The sequence below is a fragment of the Nocardia thraciensis genome (genome assembly GCF_054782435.1).
In genome coordinates this window covers 1-20,066 of sequence record NZ_BAAGSM010000039.1, presented here as the reverse complement: position 1 = coordinate 20,066, position 20,066 = coordinate 1, and the positions used below count along the sequence as shown (strand labels likewise).

General features: G+C 67.6%; 22 protein-coding genes. 10 read left to right on the top strand and 12 right to left on the bottom strand.

From position 1 onward, the window contains the following. Positions 1-37 precede the first annotated feature (37 nt). The gene (locus tag ACYVLQ_RS25100) at positions 38-1,705 is read right to left on the bottom strand and encodes an FAD-dependent oxidoreductase (protein ID WP_460699983.1); all 1,668 of its coding nucleotides are present in this window, start codon (positions 1,703-1,705) and stop codon (positions 38-40) included. A 174-nt stretch (positions 1,706-1,879) separates the two neighbouring features. Here ACYVLQ_RS25100 and ACYVLQ_RS25095 point away from each other — a divergent pair, with 174 nt between their 5' ends. Then, positions 1,880-2,371 (top strand): SixA phosphatase family protein, encoded by a 492-nt coding sequence (locus tag ACYVLQ_RS25095; protein ID WP_460699982.1) that lies wholly within the window; start codon positions 1,880-1,882, stop codon positions 2,369-2,371. 51 nt (positions 2,372-2,422) lie between these two features. Here ACYVLQ_RS25095 and ACYVLQ_RS25090 read toward each other — a convergent pair whose 3' ends face one another. After that, on the bottom strand, positions 2,423-2,623 hold the full coding sequence (locus ACYVLQ_RS25090) for a hypothetical protein (protein WP_068015244.1): 201 nt from the start codon (positions 2,621-2,623) through the stop codon (positions 2,423-2,425). A gap of 140 nt (positions 2,624-2,763) precedes the next feature. Between ACYVLQ_RS25090 and ACYVLQ_RS25085 the strand changes: the two genes are divergently transcribed. The 4 genes from ACYVLQ_RS25085 to ACYVLQ_RS25070 all read left to right on the top strand — a co-directional run bounded on the left by ACYVLQ_RS25085 (position 2,764) and on the right by ACYVLQ_RS25070 (position 5,143). Next, positions 2,764-3,132, top strand: coding sequence for a VOC family protein (locus ACYVLQ_RS25085; protein WP_460699981.1), 369 nt, complete (start codon positions 2,764-2,766; stop codon positions 3,130-3,132). 74 nt (positions 3,133-3,206) lie between these two features. Then, a complete protein-coding gene (locus tag ACYVLQ_RS25080) occupies positions 3,207-3,653 on the top strand; it encodes a MerR family transcriptional regulator (protein WP_460699980.1) in 447 nt (148 codons plus the stop codon). Between the two features lie 170 nt (positions 3,654-3,823). Continuing rightward, entirely contained in the window at positions 3,824-4,135 is a 312-nt protein-coding gene (locus tag ACYVLQ_RS25075; protein ID WP_460699979.1) for a GNAT family N-acetyltransferase, read from the top strand. An 18-nt stretch (positions 4,136-4,153) separates the two neighbouring features. Then, positions 4,154-5,143 (top strand): pirin family protein, encoded by a 990-nt coding sequence (locus ACYVLQ_RS25070; RefSeq protein WP_460699978.1) that lies wholly within the window; start codon positions 4,154-4,156, stop codon positions 5,141-5,143. 10 nt (positions 5,144-5,153) lie between these two features. On the opposite strand, the gene ACYVLQ_RS25065 is transcribed toward ACYVLQ_RS25070, so the two are convergent. Next, positions 5,154-6,029 (bottom strand): helix-turn-helix transcriptional regulator, encoded by an 876-nt coding sequence (locus ACYVLQ_RS25065; protein WP_460699977.1) that lies wholly within the window; start codon positions 6,027-6,029, stop codon positions 5,154-5,156. 101 nt (positions 6,030-6,130) lie between these two features. Here ACYVLQ_RS25065 and ACYVLQ_RS25060 point away from each other — a divergent pair, with 101 nt between their 5' ends. Both ACYVLQ_RS25060 and ACYVLQ_RS25055 read left to right on the top strand, forming a co-directional pair. Next, positions 6,131-7,135, top strand: coding sequence for an aldo/keto reductase (locus tag ACYVLQ_RS25060; protein WP_460699976.1), 1,005 nt, complete (start codon positions 6,131-6,133; stop codon positions 7,133-7,135). Positions 7,136-7,247: 112 nt separating this feature from the next. Continuing rightward, positions 7,248-7,904: a hypothetical protein gene (locus tag ACYVLQ_RS25055; protein WP_460699975.1), complete on the top strand. Its 657-nt coding sequence runs from the start codon at positions 7,248-7,250 to the stop codon at positions 7,902-7,904. On the opposite strand, the gene ACYVLQ_RS25050 is transcribed toward ACYVLQ_RS25055, so the two are convergent. After that, positions 7,876-8,343, bottom strand: a complete 468-nt coding sequence (locus tag ACYVLQ_RS25050; RefSeq protein WP_460699974.1) for a PaaI family thioesterase — start codon at positions 8,341-8,343, stop codon at positions 7,876-7,878. The two genes, ACYVLQ_RS25055 and ACYVLQ_RS25050, sit on opposite strands and share 29 nt — an antisense overlap. A 72-nt stretch (positions 8,344-8,415) precedes the next feature. After that, positions 8,416-9,132: a TetR/AcrR family transcriptional regulator gene (locus ACYVLQ_RS25045; RefSeq protein ID WP_460699973.1), complete on the bottom strand. Its 717-nt coding sequence runs from the start codon at positions 9,130-9,132 to the stop codon at positions 8,416-8,418. Positions 9,133-9,198: 66 nt separating this feature from the next. On the opposite strand from ACYVLQ_RS25045, the gene ACYVLQ_RS25040 reads away from it, so the two are divergent. Then, entirely contained in the window at positions 9,199-10,731 is a 1,533-nt protein-coding gene (locus ACYVLQ_RS25040) for an FAD-dependent monooxygenase (protein WP_460699972.1), read from the top strand. Between the two features lie 60 nt (positions 10,732-10,791). Here the strand turns inward: ACYVLQ_RS25040 and ACYVLQ_RS25035 are convergent, their stop codons facing one another. From ACYVLQ_RS25035 to ACYVLQ_RS25020, 4 genes are all read right to left on the bottom strand, one after another. Then, positions 10,792-11,853 (bottom strand): glycerophosphodiester phosphodiesterase family protein, encoded by a 1,062-nt coding sequence (locus tag ACYVLQ_RS25035; protein WP_460699971.1) that lies wholly within the window; start codon positions 11,851-11,853, stop codon positions 10,792-10,794. A gap of 84 nt (positions 11,854-11,937) precedes the next feature. After that, positions 11,938-12,480, bottom strand: a complete 543-nt coding sequence (locus tag ACYVLQ_RS25030; protein ID WP_460699970.1) for a hypothetical protein — start codon at positions 12,478-12,480, stop codon at positions 11,938-11,940. Between the two features lie 58 nt (positions 12,481-12,538). Then, entirely contained in the window at positions 12,539-12,967 is a 429-nt protein-coding gene (locus ACYVLQ_RS25025; RefSeq protein WP_460699969.1) for a hypothetical protein, read from the bottom strand. Between the two features lie 384 nt (positions 12,968-13,351). Further along, positions 13,352-13,882: a CGNR zinc finger domain-containing protein gene (locus ACYVLQ_RS25020; protein WP_460699968.1), complete on the bottom strand. Its 531-nt coding sequence runs from the start codon at positions 13,880-13,882 to the stop codon at positions 13,352-13,354. Positions 13,883-13,920: 38 nt separating this feature from the next. Between ACYVLQ_RS25020 and ACYVLQ_RS25015 the strand changes: the two genes are divergently transcribed. Both ACYVLQ_RS25015 and ACYVLQ_RS25010 read left to right on the top strand, forming a co-directional pair. Further along, a complete protein-coding gene (locus tag ACYVLQ_RS25015) occupies positions 13,921-14,853 on the top strand; it encodes an EamA family transporter (protein WP_460699967.1) in 933 nt (310 codons plus the stop codon). 76 nt (positions 14,854-14,929) lie between these two features. Then, positions 14,930-15,139: a hypothetical protein gene (locus ACYVLQ_RS25010; protein WP_460699966.1), complete on the top strand. Its 210-nt coding sequence runs from the start codon at positions 14,930-14,932 to the stop codon at positions 15,137-15,139. Positions 15,140-15,144: 5 nt separating this feature from the next. On the opposite strand, the gene ACYVLQ_RS25005 is transcribed toward ACYVLQ_RS25010, so the two are convergent. From ACYVLQ_RS25005 to ACYVLQ_RS24995, 3 genes are all read right to left on the bottom strand, one after another. Further along, on the bottom strand, positions 15,145-15,600 hold the full coding sequence (locus ACYVLQ_RS25005; protein WP_460699965.1) for a hypothetical protein: 456 nt from the start codon (positions 15,598-15,600) through the stop codon (positions 15,145-15,147). A 197-nt stretch (positions 15,601-15,797) separates the two neighbouring features. Continuing rightward, complete coding sequence (locus ACYVLQ_RS25000; RefSeq protein ID WP_460699964.1) at positions 15,798-19,751, bottom strand: DNA-directed RNA polymerase subunit beta'; 3,954 nt, start codon at positions 19,749-19,751, stop codon at positions 15,798-15,800. A 124-nt stretch (positions 19,752-19,875) separates the two neighbouring features. Beyond that, on the bottom strand, positions 19,876-20,066 hold a 191-nt coding region (locus ACYVLQ_RS24995; protein ID WP_460699963.1), incomplete at its 5' end, for a hypothetical protein.

The following is a 20,066-nucleotide window of genomic DNA, read 5'->3' as shown; positions in this document are numbered from 1 at the left end:
GCCCGGATCCCGGGCGGCCCGCGGCTCCTCGGGGCGGCTATCCCCGCGCCGCCTTCAACAGGTCGTCGCGGGTCGTGAACTTGACCCGCGGCCGCCCACCGGACTTCCCGGCGCTACGCTCGGCGGTATCGATGGCCTTCCAGCCCTCGCGATCGACCAGGTCCGGCTGGCGCTGCGCGAGCAGGGCCTTCAGCGCGGCCCGATCACCCTGCGGCGCGGCCAGTTTGCCCGCGGTGAAGTCGTCGATCAGCCGTTCGACGGTCTCCTGGGCGTCGACCCGGTTGGAGCCGATGACGCCGCGCGGGCCGCGCTTGATCCAGCCGGAGACGTACACGCCCGGCAGATGGGCGCCCTCGGCCACGACCCGTCCGTGTTCGTTCGGAACGGTGCCCGCGCGATCGTCGAACGGCAGCTCCGCCACCGGTTCACCGCGGTAGCCGATGGACCGCAGCACCAGCGAGGCGGGCAGCGATTCGGTGCGATCGGTGGCGCGGGCAACCAGGCGACTGTTCTCGGGCACCAGTTCGTTGTGCGCGAACTCGACGCCCTCGGCCTTGTCGGTGCCGGTGACCGCGGTCGGCGAGGTCAGGTAGCGGAACACGATGCGCTTGTTCCCCGGCGTCGGCGCCTTGGCCGCATATTCCTGCGCCAGTTGGTATTTCAGCTGCAGCGAGGGCTCTACCTCCGGATCGTCCAACAGCGCCCGGCTTTCCGGATCCAGCTCCAGGTCGGCCGGGTCGACGATCACGTCGACGCCCTTCAGGTACCCCAGCGCGAGGAATTCCGGCGAGGAGTAGGCGGCCTGCAGCGGACCCCGCCGTCCCAGCACCACGACCTCGCGGATTTTGCTGTTGCGCAACGCGTCCAGGGCGTAGTCGGCGATATCGGTCTTGGCCAGCTCGTCCGGATCCAGCGTCAGCACCCGGGCCACGTCCAGTGCCACATTGCCGTTGCCGACGACGACCGCGCGCTCCCCGGACAGGTCGAAGCCGCGGTCCGCGTAGTCGGGGTGCCCGTTGTACCAGGCCACGAACTCGGTGGCGGAGTGGCTACCGGGCAGGTCCTCGCCGGGCACGCCCAGCTGCCGGTCGGTGGACGCGCCGACGGCGTAGATCACCGCGTGATGGTGCGCCAGCAGCTCGTCGTGCGAAATGTGGTTTCCCACCTCGACATTGAGGTGGTACTGCAGGGTTTCGCGGCGGAACGCGCTCTCGAACATGCTCGACACGGTCTTGGTGCCGGGGTGGTCCGGCGCCACCCCCGCGCGCACCAGGCCCCAGGGCGTCGGCAGCCGGTCGAACATCTCCACCTCGACATCGGCGCGCCGCAGCAGCTCGTCGGCCGCGTAGCAGGCCGCGGGCCCGGCGCCGACGATCGCGACGCGCAGCGTGCCCAGTTCCTTCGGCGGGCGCGACGGCGTCACCAGCGGATCGAAATTCGACTCCAGCGGGTGACGCTCGAAATACGTGGCGTTGATATCGCGGAATCGGGCCAGGGAGGCGGTCAGGTCGTCCTCGGAGAAGATGGCCTCCACCGGACAGGCATCCACGCAGGCGCCGCAGTCGATGCAGGTGTCGGGGTCGATGTAGAGCTGCTCGGTCGTCGCGAACTCGGGTTGCTCCGGGGTGGGACGAATGCAATCGACCGGGCACTCGGGTACGCAGCTGGCGTCGTTGCAACAACGCTGCGTGATCACATAGGCCATATCTCGCAGATCCTCGAAACATCATCGGCTGTACTCCGCCCCTGGGTTGAGACGGGCATGCGTCACGGCTGTTGGCGGTCGGCCAAGGCTGTGACGCCACCATCAGTGTGCCTCGAGAGTGAGCTGTCTCTCCGCTCAGGATGGTGTCGTGCGACACACGGCTACGGTGTGCGTATGGTGCGGACCCTGATCCTGATGCGGCACGGCAAGTCCAGCTATCCGCCGGGCGTGGCCGATCACGAGCGGCCGCTCGCGCCGCGGGGGCGTCGCGAGGCGGCTCTCGCGGGCGACTGGCTCCGCGAGACCCAGGCGCCGATCGATGCGGTGCGCTGTTCGGACGCGGTGCGTACGCGCGAGACGCTGGCGGCGACCGGGATCACGGCGCCGGTGCGGTTCGAGTCGTCGATCTACGAGGCATCGCCGCGCACGCTGATCGAACTCGTCCAGCTCGCCGACGACGATCCGCGGACGCTGCTGCTGATCGGGCACGCCCCCGCAATGCCGTGGACGGCCTGGGAACTGGCGGCCAACCGCGACTCCGAACCGGCCGCGGAACTCAGCCGGAAGTTCCCCACGTCGGCACTGGCCGTGCTGGAGTTCGACCGGCCGTGGGCCGACGTGGACCCGGGAACCGGCGACCTGGTGCGCTTCCACATACCCCGCTGACCGTCCTTCCGGTCTGAGCCATCCGTCATTCCGGCATGCTTTTGGCCGGAATCAGCGGACCAGCTTCCCCCGCACCACCACGACGGCGCCGAACAGGACGAGCACCAGCAGTGCGACGAACCAGTTCGTGAGCGCCCAGACGACGCCCAGGACGATGAGCACCGGCACCGCCGCGATCGCGGCGATCACCGGATTTTCCTTGACCGTCTCCAGGGCCGAGCGTGCCCTGAGCCGGTCGATCTCTTTGGCCATGGCTCCCAGGGTAGGCCGATTCGCCCGATTCGGCGGCAGGTACTTCCGACCGGGCCGGTTGCCGCCGTCATCGATCGCGAAAATGCGCTGTAACTCCGCGTTTCGCGGTTTCTGTCGGTGGCCGGTGGGACTCTTCTCGCATGGATTGGAAAATCGAACTCGTCGCACTACCCGTGACCGACGTGGACCGCGCCAAGGACTTCTACATCAAGATCGGTTTCAATGCCGATCACGACGCCAGCCCCTCCGAGGGAATCCGTTTCGTGCAGCTCACGCCGCCCGGGTCCGGCTGTTCGATCTGCATCGGCCGGGGCATCACCGAGGCGGCCCCGGGCAGCGTCGAGGGCATGCAGATGGTGGTGTCCAGCGCCGAGGAGGCGTATCGGCAGCTCGTCGCCGCCGGGGTGGAGGCCACCCCGGTCAAGGACGAAGGCTGGGGCCTGTTCACCTACTTCGCCGACCCGGACGGCAACAAGTGGGCGGTACAGGAGCTGCCGGAGTACTTCTGAGTCGTCACGTTCCGCTTGCTTGGAGTGCACTCCAGGTCGGTACCGTTTCAGTCGGGACGACAGGAGGCGAACCGATGGGTGCTCCCGCGCAACAGGACATCGACGAGGCCGAGTACGGGCGGCCGCGGTATTCGATCGGCGAGGCGGCCGAGCGGTCCGGGCTGAGCCGAGACACGCTGCGCTGGTACGAGCGGATCGGCCTGATGGACTACATCGGCCGCGACTCCGGCGGCAAGCGCCGATTCAGCGACCGCGACTTGGCCTGGCTCCATCTGATCAGCTGTCTGCGGCTGACCGGGATGTCGGTCGCCGACATGCTGCACTACGCCGAACTGGTGCGCGCCGGCGACGCGACCACGCCCCAGCGCCTGCAGATGTTCCGCAAGACCCGGGCGGAGGTCCTGGACCGCATCGACGAACTGCAGCAGACCCTGTCGGTCCTGGACCGCAAGATCACGATGTACGAGGACAAGACCGCCACGCTGCAGAGCATGGGCGAGCCTGCCGCGCAGGGCGTCTGACCCTGCCCGGCAGGGCCCGGCGCACACTGCGCGTGGCGCGGTTACGATGCCTTCGATATGCAATCCCCCGCCACCGATGCCCGGCCCGATGGGCGTGGATATGCTCTTGCGCGGCAACACATGTCGGACGACCAGGCATCCGCTGCGGGCGCGGAAGGAGAACTGAGGCAATGACCGAGCAGGCGCTGACCACCGCGGTCGTCCGCAACGAGGCACAGCACCGCTACGAGGTGTGGTACGGGGACAAGCTGGCGGGGTTCGCCGAGTACCGGGACCAGGGCGGGGACACCGCCTTCATCCACACCGAGGTCGACAGCGAGTTCGGCGGCAAGGGGCTGGGCAGCATCCTCGCTCGCCAGGCGATCACCGATGTCATCGCCCGCGGCCAGGTCATCGTGCCGCGCTGCGCGTTCATCAAGAGCTGGCTGGACAAGCACCCCGAGTACGATTCTCACGTGGTCGGCAAAGGTATCCAGAGGTGAGCGCCCCGAGGCGCGGTCGTGAGTGACCTCGAGGCTCGTCCCGACGAGGCGCTGTGCGAGGCGGCGCCCGCGCCCGGCCCGCGCGCCGATCGCTATCCCGCGCGGGTGGTTCCACTGGGCGGCGTGCGCGGCGTCACCGTGGAGCGCGTGCTGCCGCAGCGCGACCTGCCGACCGTCGGGGCCTGGTGCTTCCTGGACCACTTCGGCTCCCCCGCCGCGACCGCGGAGCTGCCGCCGGATATCGATCCCCATCCACATATCGGCCTGCAGACGGTCACCTGGCCGTTCGAGGGCCGGATCCGCCATCGCGACAGTCTCGGCTCCGACGTGCTGATCGAGCCCGGCCAGCTGAACCTGATGACGTCGGGCCGTGGCATCGCGCACTCGGAGTACACCGTGCCTGGCGCACCCGCCGGGCACGGCCTGCAATTCTGGATCGCCTTGCCCGGCAACAAAACCGGCATCGATCCGCATTTCGAACAGCATCGCGATCTGCCCGTGCTCACGGTGCCGGGCCTGCGCGCCACCGTGCTGATCGGGTCGCTGGCGGCCGCCGACCGCGTCGCGACGTCACCGGCCGCCGCCTACACCCCGATCGTCGGCGCCGATCTGCGCATCGACCCCGGTGCCGACGTCCGTGTGGCCCTGCGTCCCGACTTCGAGTACGCCCTGCTGGTGCTCGAGGGACTGCTGACCGCCTCGGATAACGCCGCCGCACCGGGCCCGCTGCTGTACCTGGGCAGCGATCGCCGCGAGCTGCGCCTCACCAGCACGACCGGTGCGCACGCGGTCCTGATCGGCGGCACGCCCTTCGGCGAAGACCTCGTGATGTGGTGGAACTTCGTGGCGCGCAGCCATGACGAGATCCTCGCCGCCCGAAACGGCTGGGAGAACCGCGATCTCGAGCGCTTCCCCGATATCGCGGGCCATCCGCCGCAGCAGCGGATCCCCGCCCCGCCGCTGCCGAATCTGCGCCTGAAGCCACGCAGGCGACGCGGCACCGGCTGACCCGACCGGATCAGGGCCGGTCGAAAGCCGCACTGCCCGAATTCGTTTCGCGCTCCAGCTCCTGAGTCCCGATGACCCGCAACAGATCCAGCTTCTCCTGGGCATCGGTCCCCGGACGCGGGTAGAAGACCAGCAGGTACTGCGACGCGTTCGTGGTGACCAGGGTTTCGCACACCAGATCCAGCAGTCCGACCCGGGAGTGGTCGACCCGCTTGGCATCGCTGACCCGCACGGCCACCGCGTGTTCGGTCCACAGCCGCTCGAAATCGCTGCTGGCGGCCCGCAATCGCGAGACCACCTCGGCGACATCGGCGTCGCCGGAACGCCGGGCGGCGGTGGCCCGCAGGTCCGCGACATGCCTGCGGAGCAGTCGATCCCAGTCCTCCTCGGGAAATTTCGTGCGTTCCGCCGGATCCGCGAACCACCGCCACAGCAGGTATCGGTCCATGCCGGTATACCCCGAGCAGTCGCCCGACAGGAGAATGTGCATCCGGTTCTGCGCCAGCACCTCGCCGAGATCGGACACCACGCAGGCCGGGGTGTCGTCCAGCTTGTTCAGCAGGTACAGTAGGCCCGGACCGATATGCCCGTCGCCGCCGCCGCGATCCGGCGCCGGATGACCGCACAGATGGAACAGATGATCACGTTCGTCGTCGGTGCACCGCAGGGCGCGCGCGAGCGCGCCGAGCACCTGCACCGACGGACGCGGGCCGCGAGACTGCTCGAGCCGCGTGTAATAGTCGGTGGATATGCCCGCGAGCAGCGCCACCTCGTCGCGGCGCAGTCCGGGCGTGCGACGGCGCAGCCCGGGCAGCAGCCCCACATCCGCCGGTTGCAGTTGCTCCCGGCGACGCCGCAGGAAGTCGGCAAGATCGTGGCGGTCCATGTCTCCACTGTCCTCCCCGGCCGGGGCGGAAACCAGGGATCGCCGATCCCCCGATATCCGGTCTCTGCCGGACCACCGGATCGCGGCGCAGGATTTCCGGCATGACCAACATCGAAACCGTCCAGCTCGGCAAGACCGGACCCGCCGTCGGCCGCATCGGCCTCGGCGCCATGGGCATGTCCGGCGCGTACGGCGCCTCCGACGAGTCGCAGTCTCTCGCTACCATCCATGCCGCCCTGGACTCGGGCGCCAATCTGATCGATACCGGAGACTTCTACGGTTTCGGCCACAACGAGGCGCTCATCGGCCGCGCGCTCGCCGATCGGCCGCGCGAGGACTACGTGCTCAGCGTCAAGTTCGGCGCCCTGCGCGGCCCGGACAACAGCTGGGGCGGAATGGACACCCGACCCGAGGCGATACGCAACTTCCTCGGGTACTCGCTGCAGCGGCTCGGCGTCGACCACATCGACATCTACCGCCCGGCCCGGCTGGATCCGAATGTCCCGATCGAGGACACCGTCGGCGCGATCGCGGAGCTGGTCGACGCCGGGTACGTGCGCCACATCGGGCTGTCCGAGGTCGGCGCCGAGACGCTGCGCCGGGCCGCGGCCGTGCACCCCATCGTGGATCTGCAGATCGAGTACTCGCTGATCTCACGCGGTATCGAGGCGCAAATCCTGCCCGCCGCCCGGGAACTCGGCACGGCCGTCACCGCGTACAGCGTGCTGTCGCGCGGGCTGCTCAGTGACTCGCTGCGCGGCGGAAAGACCTTCGACGCCACCGATTTCCGGGCACACAGCCCGCGTTTCCAGGGTGCGAACCTCACCGCGAACCTGCACCTGGTGGAGGCGCTGGCGGAGATCGCCGACCGGCGCGGGGTCAGTGTGGCACAGCTGGCCATCGCCTGGGTGCTGGCGCGGGGTTCGGACATCGTCCCGGTCATCGGCGCGCGCGGCCCGGAGCGCTGGGCCGAAACGGTTGCGGCCCTGGATATTCGACTGTCCGAGGCCGAGTTCTCGGAGATCGAGGCCGCGGCCCCGGCCGACCGGGTGGCGGGCGATCGCTACGCCGCCCCGCAGATGGCACTGCTCGACAGCGAGCGCTGATCACGCGTCGCCCATTTGCGCCTGGCGGTAGCCCTTCAGATCACGGTCCCATGACGGTAATTTCTTCCTCGAGGTTCGGGGTGCAGAACCCGCCCGATCGAAGAGGGTATCGATGACGCTCACGAAAACCATTGCGACAGCCTTGATCTGTCTCACGGCCACCACGGTGGCCGCGGGGGCGGCCGGTGCCGAACCACCGGCCGCCGCGGATCGGCCGGAGCTCGAGGTGCGCGGAACCGACCACGGCGTCGGCTACGACACGCGGCTGAGCACCGATCGGCGGGCCGCGGTGACCACCGTACGGACGGGCCGGTTCCTGGCGACCTGGGATGCGCAAACCATTGCCGTGACCGACGATTCGGGCATGATCGTGGCCAGCGTGCCGCTGCGCCACGACATCGCCGGGCACCGCCTCGATCTCACCCCGGTGATCGACGAGGGTGGCCGCCGACTCACCCTGACGCCGACCGGCCAGGCGCCGGTCCCGTTGCGCGACATCAGCGCTCAGCAGCGGTTCCTCGATGTGATGCAGGCCCACCAGCCCGCCGTCTCCCAGGGCGCCGCGATGGGGGCGGCGATCGGGTTCGTGCTCGGCTTTCCCGCCGGGCTGTTCATGTTCGACATCTTCTCCGTGCCCATCGCCACGGTCGTGGGCGCACTGGTCGGCGCCGGGGTCGGACTGCACAACAGCGGCGGTCAGGCCGCGGTCGACGAGGCGCGCGACGCGCTCGAGGACATGGTCACCGGCGGGGGCGAATCACCGCGGTGAACGACGCCGCCGCAACGGATTTACCGGTCCCGTCGGTGATGTCCACGGGTACGGCCAATTCGATCGGGGTGCGCGCCGCGATATCGGCGCGCGTCCGCTCGATGGTTTCGGCGGACAGTTCCGCGGTGGCCCGGATCGGTCCGGCCTCCCCCTTGGCCCGGGCCAGGTATTCGATCCTGCCGTCCCGAGCGACGATGAACGTCTCGCCCATCAGGTCCACGATCCCGGAGATCGAGGCGCCCATCGCCGCGGTCTCCGCCAGGCCGAACAGGATGGCGGCGTGCAGATCGCCGTTGTGATTGAGATGCTCGGGCTTCGGGTCCATCGCCACGACATTGCGCCCGGCCCGGTACTCCACCCCGTCGATCCCGGCGTACTGCAGAAATCCGAGCTTCTTGAACCCGGCCATCACCAGTTCGCCCATCGCAGCGTCGTCCATCACCACTCCATCCCATTTGAAACACGTTCTAGTTTCATACCCGGACGGAGGGGCTGTTGTCCATGGGACCGACTACGCGGCATCTCCCAGGGTCGCGGCGATACCCGCCAGCAGGTTGGTGAGGCCGAATTCGAAACTCGCCCCGGCCTCGGGATCCTCGGCGTCGAGAACGCGGCGATTGAAATGCGGGTAGCGGCCGGAATCGACGACCTGCCGGACGTACTCCCCGACGGACTCGCGCCATTCGTCCTCGGTCATGCCGGTGCTGCGCCGCGCCTCCAACTCGGCCAGTTCCCTGGCGACGGAGCCGATCACATAGGTATGGACGGCCTCGACCACCAGCACCGTCCGGGTGGCGTCACCCGTCGCCGCGTCGACCAGCCCGAGCGCATGATCCGAGTACCGAATGACGTTGGGCCCCAACGCCGGACGCCGGGAGGCCTGCTGCCCCAGCCAGGGATGCCGCAGCAGCAGGGCGCGGAAGTGGCGGGCGTGGTCGGCCATGCCCGCGCGCCAGCCGTCCCCGGGATCGGACAGCGGTAGCTCCGCGTACACCGCGTCGACCATCAACTCGATCAGCTCGTCCTTGTTGGCGACGTGGCGGTAGAGCGACGTGGTGCCCGAGCCCATCTCCGCGGCGATGCGCCGCATGGACAGCGCGTCGAGGCCCTCCGCATCGGCGAGCGCTATCGCCGCGCTCACGATCTTCTCCTCGGTGATGACCGGGCGGCCGCCCCGCGAGCGGTCGCGCATCCACACGAGCGTCGCGGGCTGTGACGAGGATGGCATGGGCACAGTGTACTCATTGGGTACAGTGTTCCCATATCGGGTACAGCGTTCCCAGGAGGAGTTCTCATGTCTCGGATTCCGGTTGTCATTGCCGGTGGCAGCAGCGTAGGGCTGGCCGCCGCCGTCTTCCTCGGCCACCACGGGGTGCCGTCGCTGGTGCTCGAGCGGCGGGAGGCGCCGTCGGATCATCCACGCGCGCTGGGGATCAGCCCGCGCACGCTGGAGTTCTTCCGCGAGGCGGGGTTGCGCGATGCGGTGGACCGGGTGGCGGTGCGATCCGCACAGCCGTGGCGCGCGGAGGCCCGCACGGTCGCCGAGATCGATCGCGGTCGGGCGGTCCGGCCGCAGCTGCCGCCGGGGATCGCGCTGTCGCCGGAGTCGCCGCGCGGGCACTATCCCCAGAATCGGCTCGACTCGGCGCTGCTCCCGGCCGCACGAGAGCGGGGCGCGACCGTCGAATTCGGCGTCGGTGTCACCGGAGTCGAGCAGAGCGCGGACGAGGTCGCGGTGACGCTGTCCGACGGGCGGGTGGTCCACGCCGACTACCTGATCGGCGCGGACGGCGTGAACAGCACGGTGCGGCGGGAGCTGGGGATCGGCACGACCGGACCGGGCGAGATCGGGGACACCAATATGAACATCCTGTTCGATGCCGACCTGGTCGGGCACTTCGGTTCGATGCCGGTCATGACGCAGATCGACCATCCGGACGCGACGGGGATTCTGCTGGCAGTCGGAGACCGGCGATGGGTGCTGCACGTAACGCTGCCCGCCGGGGAGACAATGTCCGAGCGGCAGTGCGCCGCTGTCGCTCGCACCGCGATCGGGGCCGAGGTGCCGTTGCGGGTGGTCGGCGCCATCCCGTGGCGGGCGACCGTGCGGATGGCGGACGAATTCCGTTGCGGGCATACTTTTCTGGCCGGGGACGCGGCTCGGGCAATTTCGCCGCTCGGCGCGTTCGGGCTGAATACCGGCATGGCGGACGCGCACAATCTGGCCTGGAAACTTGCGCTCGTTCTCGACGGAAAGGCCGGTGACGGCCTGCTGGACACATATCACACCGAGCGTCGTGCCATTGCCGAACTGGTCACTCGGCAGGCCCTGCTGCGCTGGGAAAACCCACGCCTGCACTGGGATCCGACGGCGGTGACCGAGCGCGCGGCGGCGGGGGCGTGGAATGCGGTCATGGTGACCATGGGCTACCGGTACGACTCCGCCGCAGTGATCGATCCGGTAGTGGAGGTTCCGTCCACGGAGGATCTAGCCGCGAGTCTCGACGGCGCGCCGGGTTCGCGGGTACCGCATCGGTGGGTTGCTCCCGGTCTTTCGACGCTGGATCTCCATGAATCGCACTTCGCGCTGTTGGCCGGGCCGCGCGGGGGCGAGTGGCATGGGGCAGTCGAAAAGGCTTCGGCCGCTGCGGGACTCGACCTCCGTGTCGCACTCCTGGACGAAGACTCCGCCGCTGCGGTGCAGATCGGTGATCGCGGTGCGATTCTCGTCCGTCCGGACGGCTTCATCGCCTGGCGCACAGACGATGTGGCCTCTCCCGAGGAACTACGCCAGGTTGTCGAGACGGTGACGGCTCGACAACGATGAGAACCGTCGCCCGGGAACCGGCCGAACCACCCACTCCGAACAGTGTTGCCGACCAGCCGGTCACGGCTTCGGATACACAGGCGGAAGTTTGTCTCCGTTTTCGGCCAACACATTTCGCAGTAGATCCGGGCGGTTGGTGATGATCCCGTCGACACCGAGACCGAGCAGCGCGGTCATGGTCAGCGGATCGTCGACAGTCCACGGAATCACTCGCATTCCGTGCCGATGCGCCGATCGCACTAGCGCGGCGGTGGTGAACGGCTCGTAGCCCGGGTCGTTCACGGTGCCGTCCTGCGGGTCGCCGTGCACGGGTGACACCGCGTCCGCGCCGAAAGAGGCTGCCGCGGCGACGAATTTGTCCCGCAGGTCGCCCTGGTAGTCGTCGATATCGATGCCGCCCAGCCACGGCGAGGCCCCGGGCTCCCCGGCCTGCAGGAACGGCTGCCCGCTGGTGAGCGCCACGATAGGCAGCTCGGGCGCCACCTCGCGCATCCGCATCAGCGCTCCCCAGTCGAAACTCTGAATGGTGACCTGCGGACCGATTCCCGCGCGGCGGATCTCGTCGGCGACCACCTGCACGAACTGCTCCCTCGGCGCGGTCTGTTCCGGTGCGGCGGCCTCGACCTTGGTTTCGATGTTCAGCATGACCCCGTCGGCCCGATACTTGCGGACCAGGTCGAAAACCTCTGAAAGCAAAGGAATTCGGGTACCGGGGGCCGTCCGCTGCGCGGGGTGGTCCGGCAGTTGTTTCGAACCGCAGTCGATCGTGCGGACCTGCGCCAGAGTCAGGTCACGGAGGAATGCGTTCCCGGGGACATACGGAAATTTCGGGTCACCCGGGAACGCCGGTGCTGTGTCCGCACACTTCGCCGGGTTCGGATCGCGATCGTGGGTGACCACAGCCTGGCCGTCCGCGGTGACCTGCACATCCAGCTCCAGCGTGCTCACCCCGAGCTCCAGCGCATTCGCGAACGCGGGCAACGTGTTCTCCACGACCAGCCCCAGCCCGCCCCGATGCGCCTGCAGGTCGAAGGGTTGCGGAGGGTCTGCCGCAGCGAGCCCGGCGGCCACGGTTCCCGTCGACAACACCGCAGCGGCGTACAGACCACAGATTCGTCGCATACCTTCATCGTGCTGGGCGGCGTTCAACGCCCCGGTGAAACGCACCTGAATACCCCGCGAACTCCGGTGCGAAGCGGTTCGCGATCAGTGGAACCAGGCCGAGGCGGCAGGGGTGAGCAGCAGGACGATGGTCGCGAGCGATCCGGCCGTGGCGAGCGCGAAGCGAGTCAGGACCAGTGGGCGCAGCCAGGACGGGAACTCGGAGCCCGCCGCCTCGATGACCGCACGAGCATCGATCGCCCGGACCGCCGGATCGCCGGACTTGCGGAACGCCGCTTGCGTGTACCGGGCGGCGAAGACCTGCGAGGTGGTGACGGAGCCGACAGCCAGCAGCAGAACCGGTTCCGCGACCAACGACACCACCCGCGCGGTGCCGGTGATGTTCAGGATCGCCAGGGTGATCAGAACGGCGGCGATACCGAGTGCGAGGGCGAACTCCCAGACCTTCTCCTCCAGCCGAATACCGTGCTCCGCCAGCATTTCCGGCGCACAGCCCTGTCTCACGACTGCCTGTTCCGCGGCGAGCTGGGCCCGTCCGCCGCGGATCCAGGCGACGACCGGCATGACGATCATGGTCGCCGCCAGCAGTAGCTGCAGGACGACGGCGAGGGCAATGGACACGGGCATGGCATACCTCCGGGTCATCTTGGTTATCGGGTTCGAAAGCAGTTGCGGCACAGCGGGTTCAGGCGAAGGCCAGCACAACCAGCCCGAGAATCGCCCCGCCGAAGACAACCGCGTTCCGGACGTTCTGCAGCGTCCAGGTCCAGGCCGGGAAGCCGGATTCCGCGGCCTCGATGAGCGCGGGAACGTCGATGCGCGCCAGCTCGGGATCATTCTTCCGCCGGAACGCCGCCCGCACCGATTTCACCGCGGTCAGATTGCTGTAGACGATGACGCAGTTGGCCAGGAACAGCACCGACAGCACCACCCAGTTCACCGGCCGCATCCACTCGAACCCACCCAGATTCAGCCCCGCCACGACCACGAGCAGCGCGGCGATCCCACCCGGCGCCCACCACTCGTGCCCACTGGCATCGAACCGCATCCCGTTCTCCCGCAACGCCATAGTCCGCACCCCCTGCCGCGCCAACTCTCCCTCCGCAACCGCCATCGCCCCCGCCCCATACCGATTCCGCACCACCGGCATGCTCACAAAAGCAGCAGCGGCAACAAGCTCAACAGCGGCAACAACGGCGTCCATGTCGTTCTCCTCAACCGAGGCCACCCCGCCGGCAACCTCTTGAACTAAGTACAAGTGCAACGTTACGCGCCACTTGAACTAAGTGCAAGAGCTTCTGTGTCCAACCGAGACTCCATACACGCCAGGGAGCAACAAGTGAGTCACCGTCGTGACTATTACCGAGATCCGAAGGCGCCCAAGGCGAACGCAGGCCTGCCGATACACACCCCACCGTGCGGCAACTATGAAGCGCCCCGCTCGTGTACTCGATGTTGATCTGGCCGCGAACTCCCCTCCGCGGCCGACGCACTCACATCACCTCTTCCGGGCTCGGTAGGCGGCGACGGCGTTGCGGTTGCCGCAGGTGGTGCTGCAGTAGCGGCGGGAGCGGTTGCGGGAGGTGTCGAAAACTATTCCCGCGCAGGAGGAGTCGGCGCAAGTGGAGAAGCGGCTCAGCTCGTCGGTGCGGATGAAATCGATCATGGCCATGGCGGTCTCCACGGCGATTCGGACGTCCAGCGGGGCGTCGGGCCGCACGGCGTGGATGTGGTAGTCGATGTCGCCGTGGCGGACCAGCTGCGGGACCGCCCGTTGCTCGGCGAGGATCTCGTTCACCAGGCGAGCCGCCTCGTCGCGATCGCTGGTGAGCAACCGTCGCAGCCGCGGGCGCAGTGCGCGGACGGCCCGCAGTTCACCGGCGTCGCGGGCGTGCGCACCGGTGTAGGCGTGCTTGACGAAAAACTCGTCCAGCTGGGCGATTTCGGTCATCGTGTCCGGCTCCTCCGCGGAGTTCACCAGTTCCACCGCCGCCACCATCGACGCCACGGTGTCATGAGCAAAATCCATGTTGACATATTACCAACCCCTCCCTAGTGTCATTAGTCATGGCGACATTGACTCATGACAGGCCCCTCCGGACCCGGGCTGGACTCGGCTTGCTCATCGCCGGGGCGTCGGCAATGTCGTTCGGGTTGTCCGGTCCGTTGGCACGCGGGCTGATGGATGCGGGCTGGAGCGCGGCGACGGTGGTCGCGGTGCGCGTCCTACTGGGCGCCCTGGCGCTGACCCCGATCGCCGCGTACCAGTTGCGTGGCAAGTGGAATATGCTGCGGCACAACGTTTCACTGATCGTCGGATATGGTCTGCTGGCGGTCGCGGGAACCCAGCTCGGCTACTTCAACGCCGTCGCTCACATGCAGGTCGGGGTGGCCCTGCTGATCGAATACACCGCGCCGATCGCCGTCGTGGGCTGGCTGTGGCTGCGGCACCGCCAGCGCCCCGGGATGCTGACTATCTGCGGTGCTGCCCTCGGGATTCTGGGTTTGATGCTCGTCCTCGACCTGCGGTCGGGCCTGTCGGCCAGTTGGATCGGCATCGCCTGGGCGCTGGGCGCCATGGTGGGCGCGGCGGGCTACTTCATCCTGTCGGCACACGGCGACGGTTCGATCCCGGGCACCGTCCTCGCCACCGGCGGTCTGCTCATCGGCGGCGTCGGCCTGCTCGCGGCGGGCGCCGTGGGTGTCCTGCCAATGTCCGCGACCACGAACCAGGTTGCGTTCCAAGGCTTCACAACACCGTGGTGGATCCCGATCCTGACCCTCGGCGTGGTGACCGCCGCCATCGCCTATGTCACCGGCATCGTCGCCACCCGCCTGCTCGGCTCGCGCCTGGCCTCCTTCGTCGCCCTCGCCGAGGTCTTGGCCGCCCTGGTCTTCGCCTGGCTCCTCCTCGGCGAGGCCCCCCGTCCTATCCAGTTCGTCGGCGGAGTTCTGATTCTCACGGGCGTCATCACCGTGCGGCGCGGGGAACGCGTGTGACACCTGCTAGCGTCGATCCGCATCGTCCCGGTCAGGCCGACCGAGACTCCGAGTCGGGACAACGACAGGAGATCGCATGGCGAGGATCGTGAGAACCGTTGTGGTATCGGCAGTGGTGGGCGTGGCGGTCGTCGGCGTAGGCAGTGGGCTCGGCGCCGCTCAGACCGGTCATGTCACCGCGGAGCAGTGCGTGAAGGACGGCGGCAGGGTATCGATCGAATCGGGGAGATACGGCAGTTTCAAGGTATGCCGAGACGGTACGCACGACACCAAGCGGATCGAGTAGCGGGCTCAGGGCAGGAGTTTCGCCGAGGTGACGGTGACATCGGTCCAGCCTTGATACCAGCCATTCCAGGTGTTGGCGACCTGGATCTGAATCCCGTGCCCACTGGCCGGACCGCCGGTGATCAGCCACAGGCCGTTCCCGTACCCGGTCGCCGTGCTGACGCTGCCGTCGGACCACGCGACCCTGGCCGTACTCGGCCCACCCGTATTGAACGGAATATCCGCGGTGAACTGCCCCGCGACAATGCCCGGAAGCAAAGGACTGTCGCATCCCCGCAACGTGACCTCCCGTCGAATATTCTGCCCCACGCTCCCCGAGCTCGGAATGAACCGCCCGGTCATCACCCCGCCCTCCCGACAGCCGCCCAAGTCCGCGCCGGGCGACTCCGCATGCCCGAGCGGGGCGCCCAGCACCGGCAGCGCACTCAACATCGCCGCCAGCACCCATCGACGAACTGCCACGACATCACCTCTCTGCGACCGAACCCGACCGACCCCACCGGTTGGCTGCCGAGGTTACCCCAGCACACCACCCTTCCAGCCGTAGTTGATCGAACTCGTCCTGGAAAGCACACGCCCACATCTCGCCGAGTCCCGGAAAGCACTTCGGCCCCCGCTCCGGAAGGAGCGGGGGCCGAATGCTGGTGGCGCTTACCGGGTTACCGGTAGTCGCTGAAACCGTAGTCGTCCAGCGGGACCGCCGCACCCGTGGTCTGGCCGAAGCCGTCCGGGGTGTAGTAGGTGTCGTCGTAGGACGGCACCGCGTAGGCGGCCGCGCGGGCCTCCTCGGTCGGCTGCACCTGGATGTTGCGGTAGCGGTTGATACCGGTACCGGCCGGGATCAGCTTGCCGATGATCACGTTCTCCTTCAGGCCGATCAGCTTGTCGGAGCGGCAGTTGATCGCCGCGTCCGTCAAGACACGAGTCGTCTCCTGGAAGGAGGCCGCCGACAGCCACGAATCGGTGGCCAGCGACGCCTTGGTGATACCCATCAGCACCGGGCGACCCGAGGCGGGCTCGCCGCCCTCGGCCACCACGCGGCGGTTCGACGCCTCGAAGTCGGCCCGCTCGACCAGCGAACCGGGCAGGAACTCCGTCGCGCCCGAGTCGATGATCGTGACGCGCCGCAGCATCTGCCGCACGATGACCTCGATGTGCTTGTCGTGGATGGACACACCCTGCGACCGGTACACCTCCTGGACCTCCTGGACCAGGTGGATCTGCACCTGACGGGGACCCATCACGCGCAGCACCTCGTGCGGATCCGCCGAACCCTCGAGCAGCTGCTGGCCGACCTCGACGTGGTCGTTGTCGGTGAGCAGGCGCTCGGAGCCGTCGTCGTGCTTGAACACCCGCAGCCGCTGACGCTTCGACAGCTTGTCGTAGAGCACCTCGTCCGAACCGTCGTCCGGAATGATGGTGATCTTGTAGAAGCGGTCGTCGTCCTCGAGCCGCACGCGACCCGACACCTCGGCGATGGGCGCCTTGCCCTTCGGCACGCGAGCCTCGAACAGCTCCTGCACGCGGGGCAGACCACCCGTGATGTCGTCACCGGCGACACCACCCTGGTGGAAGGTACGCATGGTCAGCTGGGTACCGGGCTCACCGATGGACTGGGCGGCCACGATACCCACCGCTTCACCGACGTCCACGAGCTTGCCGGTCGCCATCGAGCGACCGTAGCACATCGCGCACACACCGGTGCCGGAGGTGCAGGTCAGCACGGACCGCACCTTGACCTCGGTGACACCGGCCTCGAGCAGCGCGTCGATCGCCGGATCGCCGATGTCGTGGCCCTTCTCGACCACCACATTGCCCTGCGCGTCGACGATGTCGATGGCCGCGGTCCGGGCGTAGGTGCTGGTCTCCACGTGCGGGTCGCGGATCAGCGAGCCGTCGGGGCCCTTCTCCGCGATCTTCACGTTGATGCCGCGCTCGGTGCCGCAGTCCTCCTCGCGGACGATGACGTCCTGCGACACGTCCACCAGACGCCGGGTCAGATAACCCGAGTCGGCGGTGCGAAGCGCGGTGTCGGCCAGACCCTTTCGCGCACCGTGGGTGTTGATGAAGTACTCCAGCACCGTCAGGCCCTCACGGAACGAGGACTTGATCGGCCGCGGGATGAACTCACCCTTCGGGTTGGTCACCAGACCCTTCATGCCCGCGAGGGTACGAGTCTGGGTGAAGTTACCCGTGGCGCCCGAATCGACGATCGTGATGATCGGGTTGTCGGCCGGGTAGTGCGCACGCAGCGCCTTACCGACCTCTTCGGTGGCCTCCTGCCAGATCTTGACCAGGGCATTGTTGCGCTCCTGGTGGTCGAGAGCACCGCGCTGGTACTTCTTCTCGATCTGATCGGACTGCTGCTCGTAGCGCTCCATGATGTCGGCCTTCTCCGGCGGAACGAGCACGTCCGACATGGAGACGGTGACACCCGAACGCGTGGCCCAGTAGAATCCGGCGTCCTTGAGCTTGTCGACGGTCTGCGCGACCACGATCATCGGGTAGCGCTCGGCGAGATCGTTGATGATCGCCGCCTGCCGCTTCTTCGGCATGATCTCGTCGATGAACGCGTAGTCCGCCGGGAGCAGGTCGTTGAAGATCACCCGGCCCAGTGTGGTCTTGGTGGTCCACGCGTCGCCGGGCTGCCAGCCCTCGGGGAACAGTTCGGCCTCGACGTCCTTCGGCGGGCGCTGGTCGGTCAGCCGGAGCTTGATCAGCGACCGCACGGTCAGCTCGCCGCGATCCACCGCCATCTGTGCCTCGGCCGGCGAGGAGTACACGCCGAACTCCGGCTCGTTCTTGGTGGCCGCCCGGTACTCACCGATCGCACCCTCCTCGTGGAAGGTCAGGTAGTACAGACCGGTCACCATGTCCAGACGCGGCATGGCCAGCGGGCGGCCGGACGCCGGGGACAGGATGTTGTTCGACGACAGCATCAGGATGCGGGCCTCGGCCTGCGCCTCCGCCGACAGCGGCAGGTGCACGGCCATCTGGTCACCGTCGAAGTCGGCGTTGAAGGCCTCACAGACCAGCGGGTGCAGCTGGATGGCCTTACCCTCCACCAGCAGCGGCTCGAAGGCCTGAATACCCAGGCGGTGCAGGGTGGGCGCGCGGTTCAGCAGCACCGGGTGCTCGGCGATGACCTCTTCGAGGACGTCCCACACCTGGGCCCGCTGCCGCTCGACCATCCGCTTGGCGGACTTGATGTTCTGCGCGTGGTTGAGATCCACCAGGCGCTTCATCACGAACGGCTTGAACAGCTCGAGCGCCATCAGCTTCGGCAGACCGCACTGGTGCAGCTTCAGCTGCGGGCCGACCACAATAACGGAGCGACCGGAATAATCCACGCGCTTACCGAGCAGGTTCTGACGGAAACGACCCTGCTTACCCTTGAGCAGATCCGACAGCGATTTCAGCGGGCGGTTGCCCGGCCCGGTGACCGGACGGCCGCGGCGGCCGTTGTCGAACAGGGCGTCCACCGACTCCTGCAGCATCCGCTTCTCGTTGTTCACGATGATCTCGGGCGCACCCAGATCGATCAGTCGCTTGAGGCGGTTGTTGCGGTTGATGACGCGGCGGTACAGGTCGTTCAGGTCGGAGGTCGCGAAGCGGCCACCGTCCAGCTGCACCATCGGGCGCAGCTCCGGCGGGATCACCGGCACGGCGTCGAGGACCATGCCCATCGGCGAGTTGCCGTTGGTCTGGAACGCGGCGACGACCTTCAGACGCTTGAGGGCGCGCAGCTTCTTCTGACCCTTGCCCGTGCGAATGGTCTCGCGCAGGTTCTCGGCCTCGGCCTCGATGTCGAAGTTCTCCATCAGTTTCTGGATGGCTTCGGCACCCATGGCGCCGGTGAAGTACTCGCCGTAGCGGTCCTGCAGCTCGCGGTAGAGCACCTCGTCCACGATCAGCTGCTTGGGAGCCAGCTTGGTGAAGGTGGTCCAGATCTCGTCGAGCCGGTCCAGCTCACGCTGGGCACGGTCGCGCAGCTGACGCATCTCGCGCTCGCCGCCGTCCTTCACCTTGCGGCGGACGTCGGACTTGGCGCCCTCGGCCTCCAGCTCGGCGATATCGGCCTCGAGCTTCTGCGCGCGGGCCTCGAGATCGGCGTCGCGCTGATCGGCGACGGCCTTCTTCTCGACCTCCATCTCCGCCTCGAGCGTGGAGAGCTCGTTGTGCCGCAGCTCCTCGTCGACGGTGGTGATGACGTAGGCGGCGAAGTAGATGATCTTCTCGAGATCCTTCGGCGCCAGGTCCAGCAGGTAGCCCAAGCGCGAGGGCACACCCTTGAAGTACCAGATGTGAGTGACCGGCGCGGCCAGCTCGATATGGCCCATCCGCTCACGGCGCACTTTGGCGCGCGTCACCTCGACACCACAGCGCTCGCAGATGATGCCCTTGAAGCGCACGCGCTTGTACTTGCCGCAGTAGCACTCCCAGTCCCGGGTGGGACCGAAGATCTTCTCGCAGAACAAGCCGTCCTTCTCCGGCTTGAGCGTGCGGTAGTTGATGGTCTCCGGCTTCTTCACCTCGCCATAGGACCACTGGCGGATGTCCTCGGCGGTGGCCAAGCCGATCCGGAGTTCATCGAAGAAGTTGACGTCTAGCACGTAACTTCCTTTCCCCTGGTGGGATTGATTTCGAGCAAGTTCTCAATCGTCGTAATCAAGTGCCCTTCCCCAACTCCGTCATTCCGGCATGCTTTTGGCCGGAATGACGGAGTTGGGTGGACCGTCATTGCGCTAGGTCGTCAACCGTTGCGGCTTCGTTCCGGGACAAGTTGATGCCCAGGTTCGCCGCGGCGCGCTCCAGATCCTCGTCCTCGCCTTCGCGCAGTTCGATCGCGGCGCCGTCGGACGACAGCACCTCGACGTTGAGGCACAGCGACTGGAGTTCCTTGAGCAATACCTTGAACGATTCCGGGA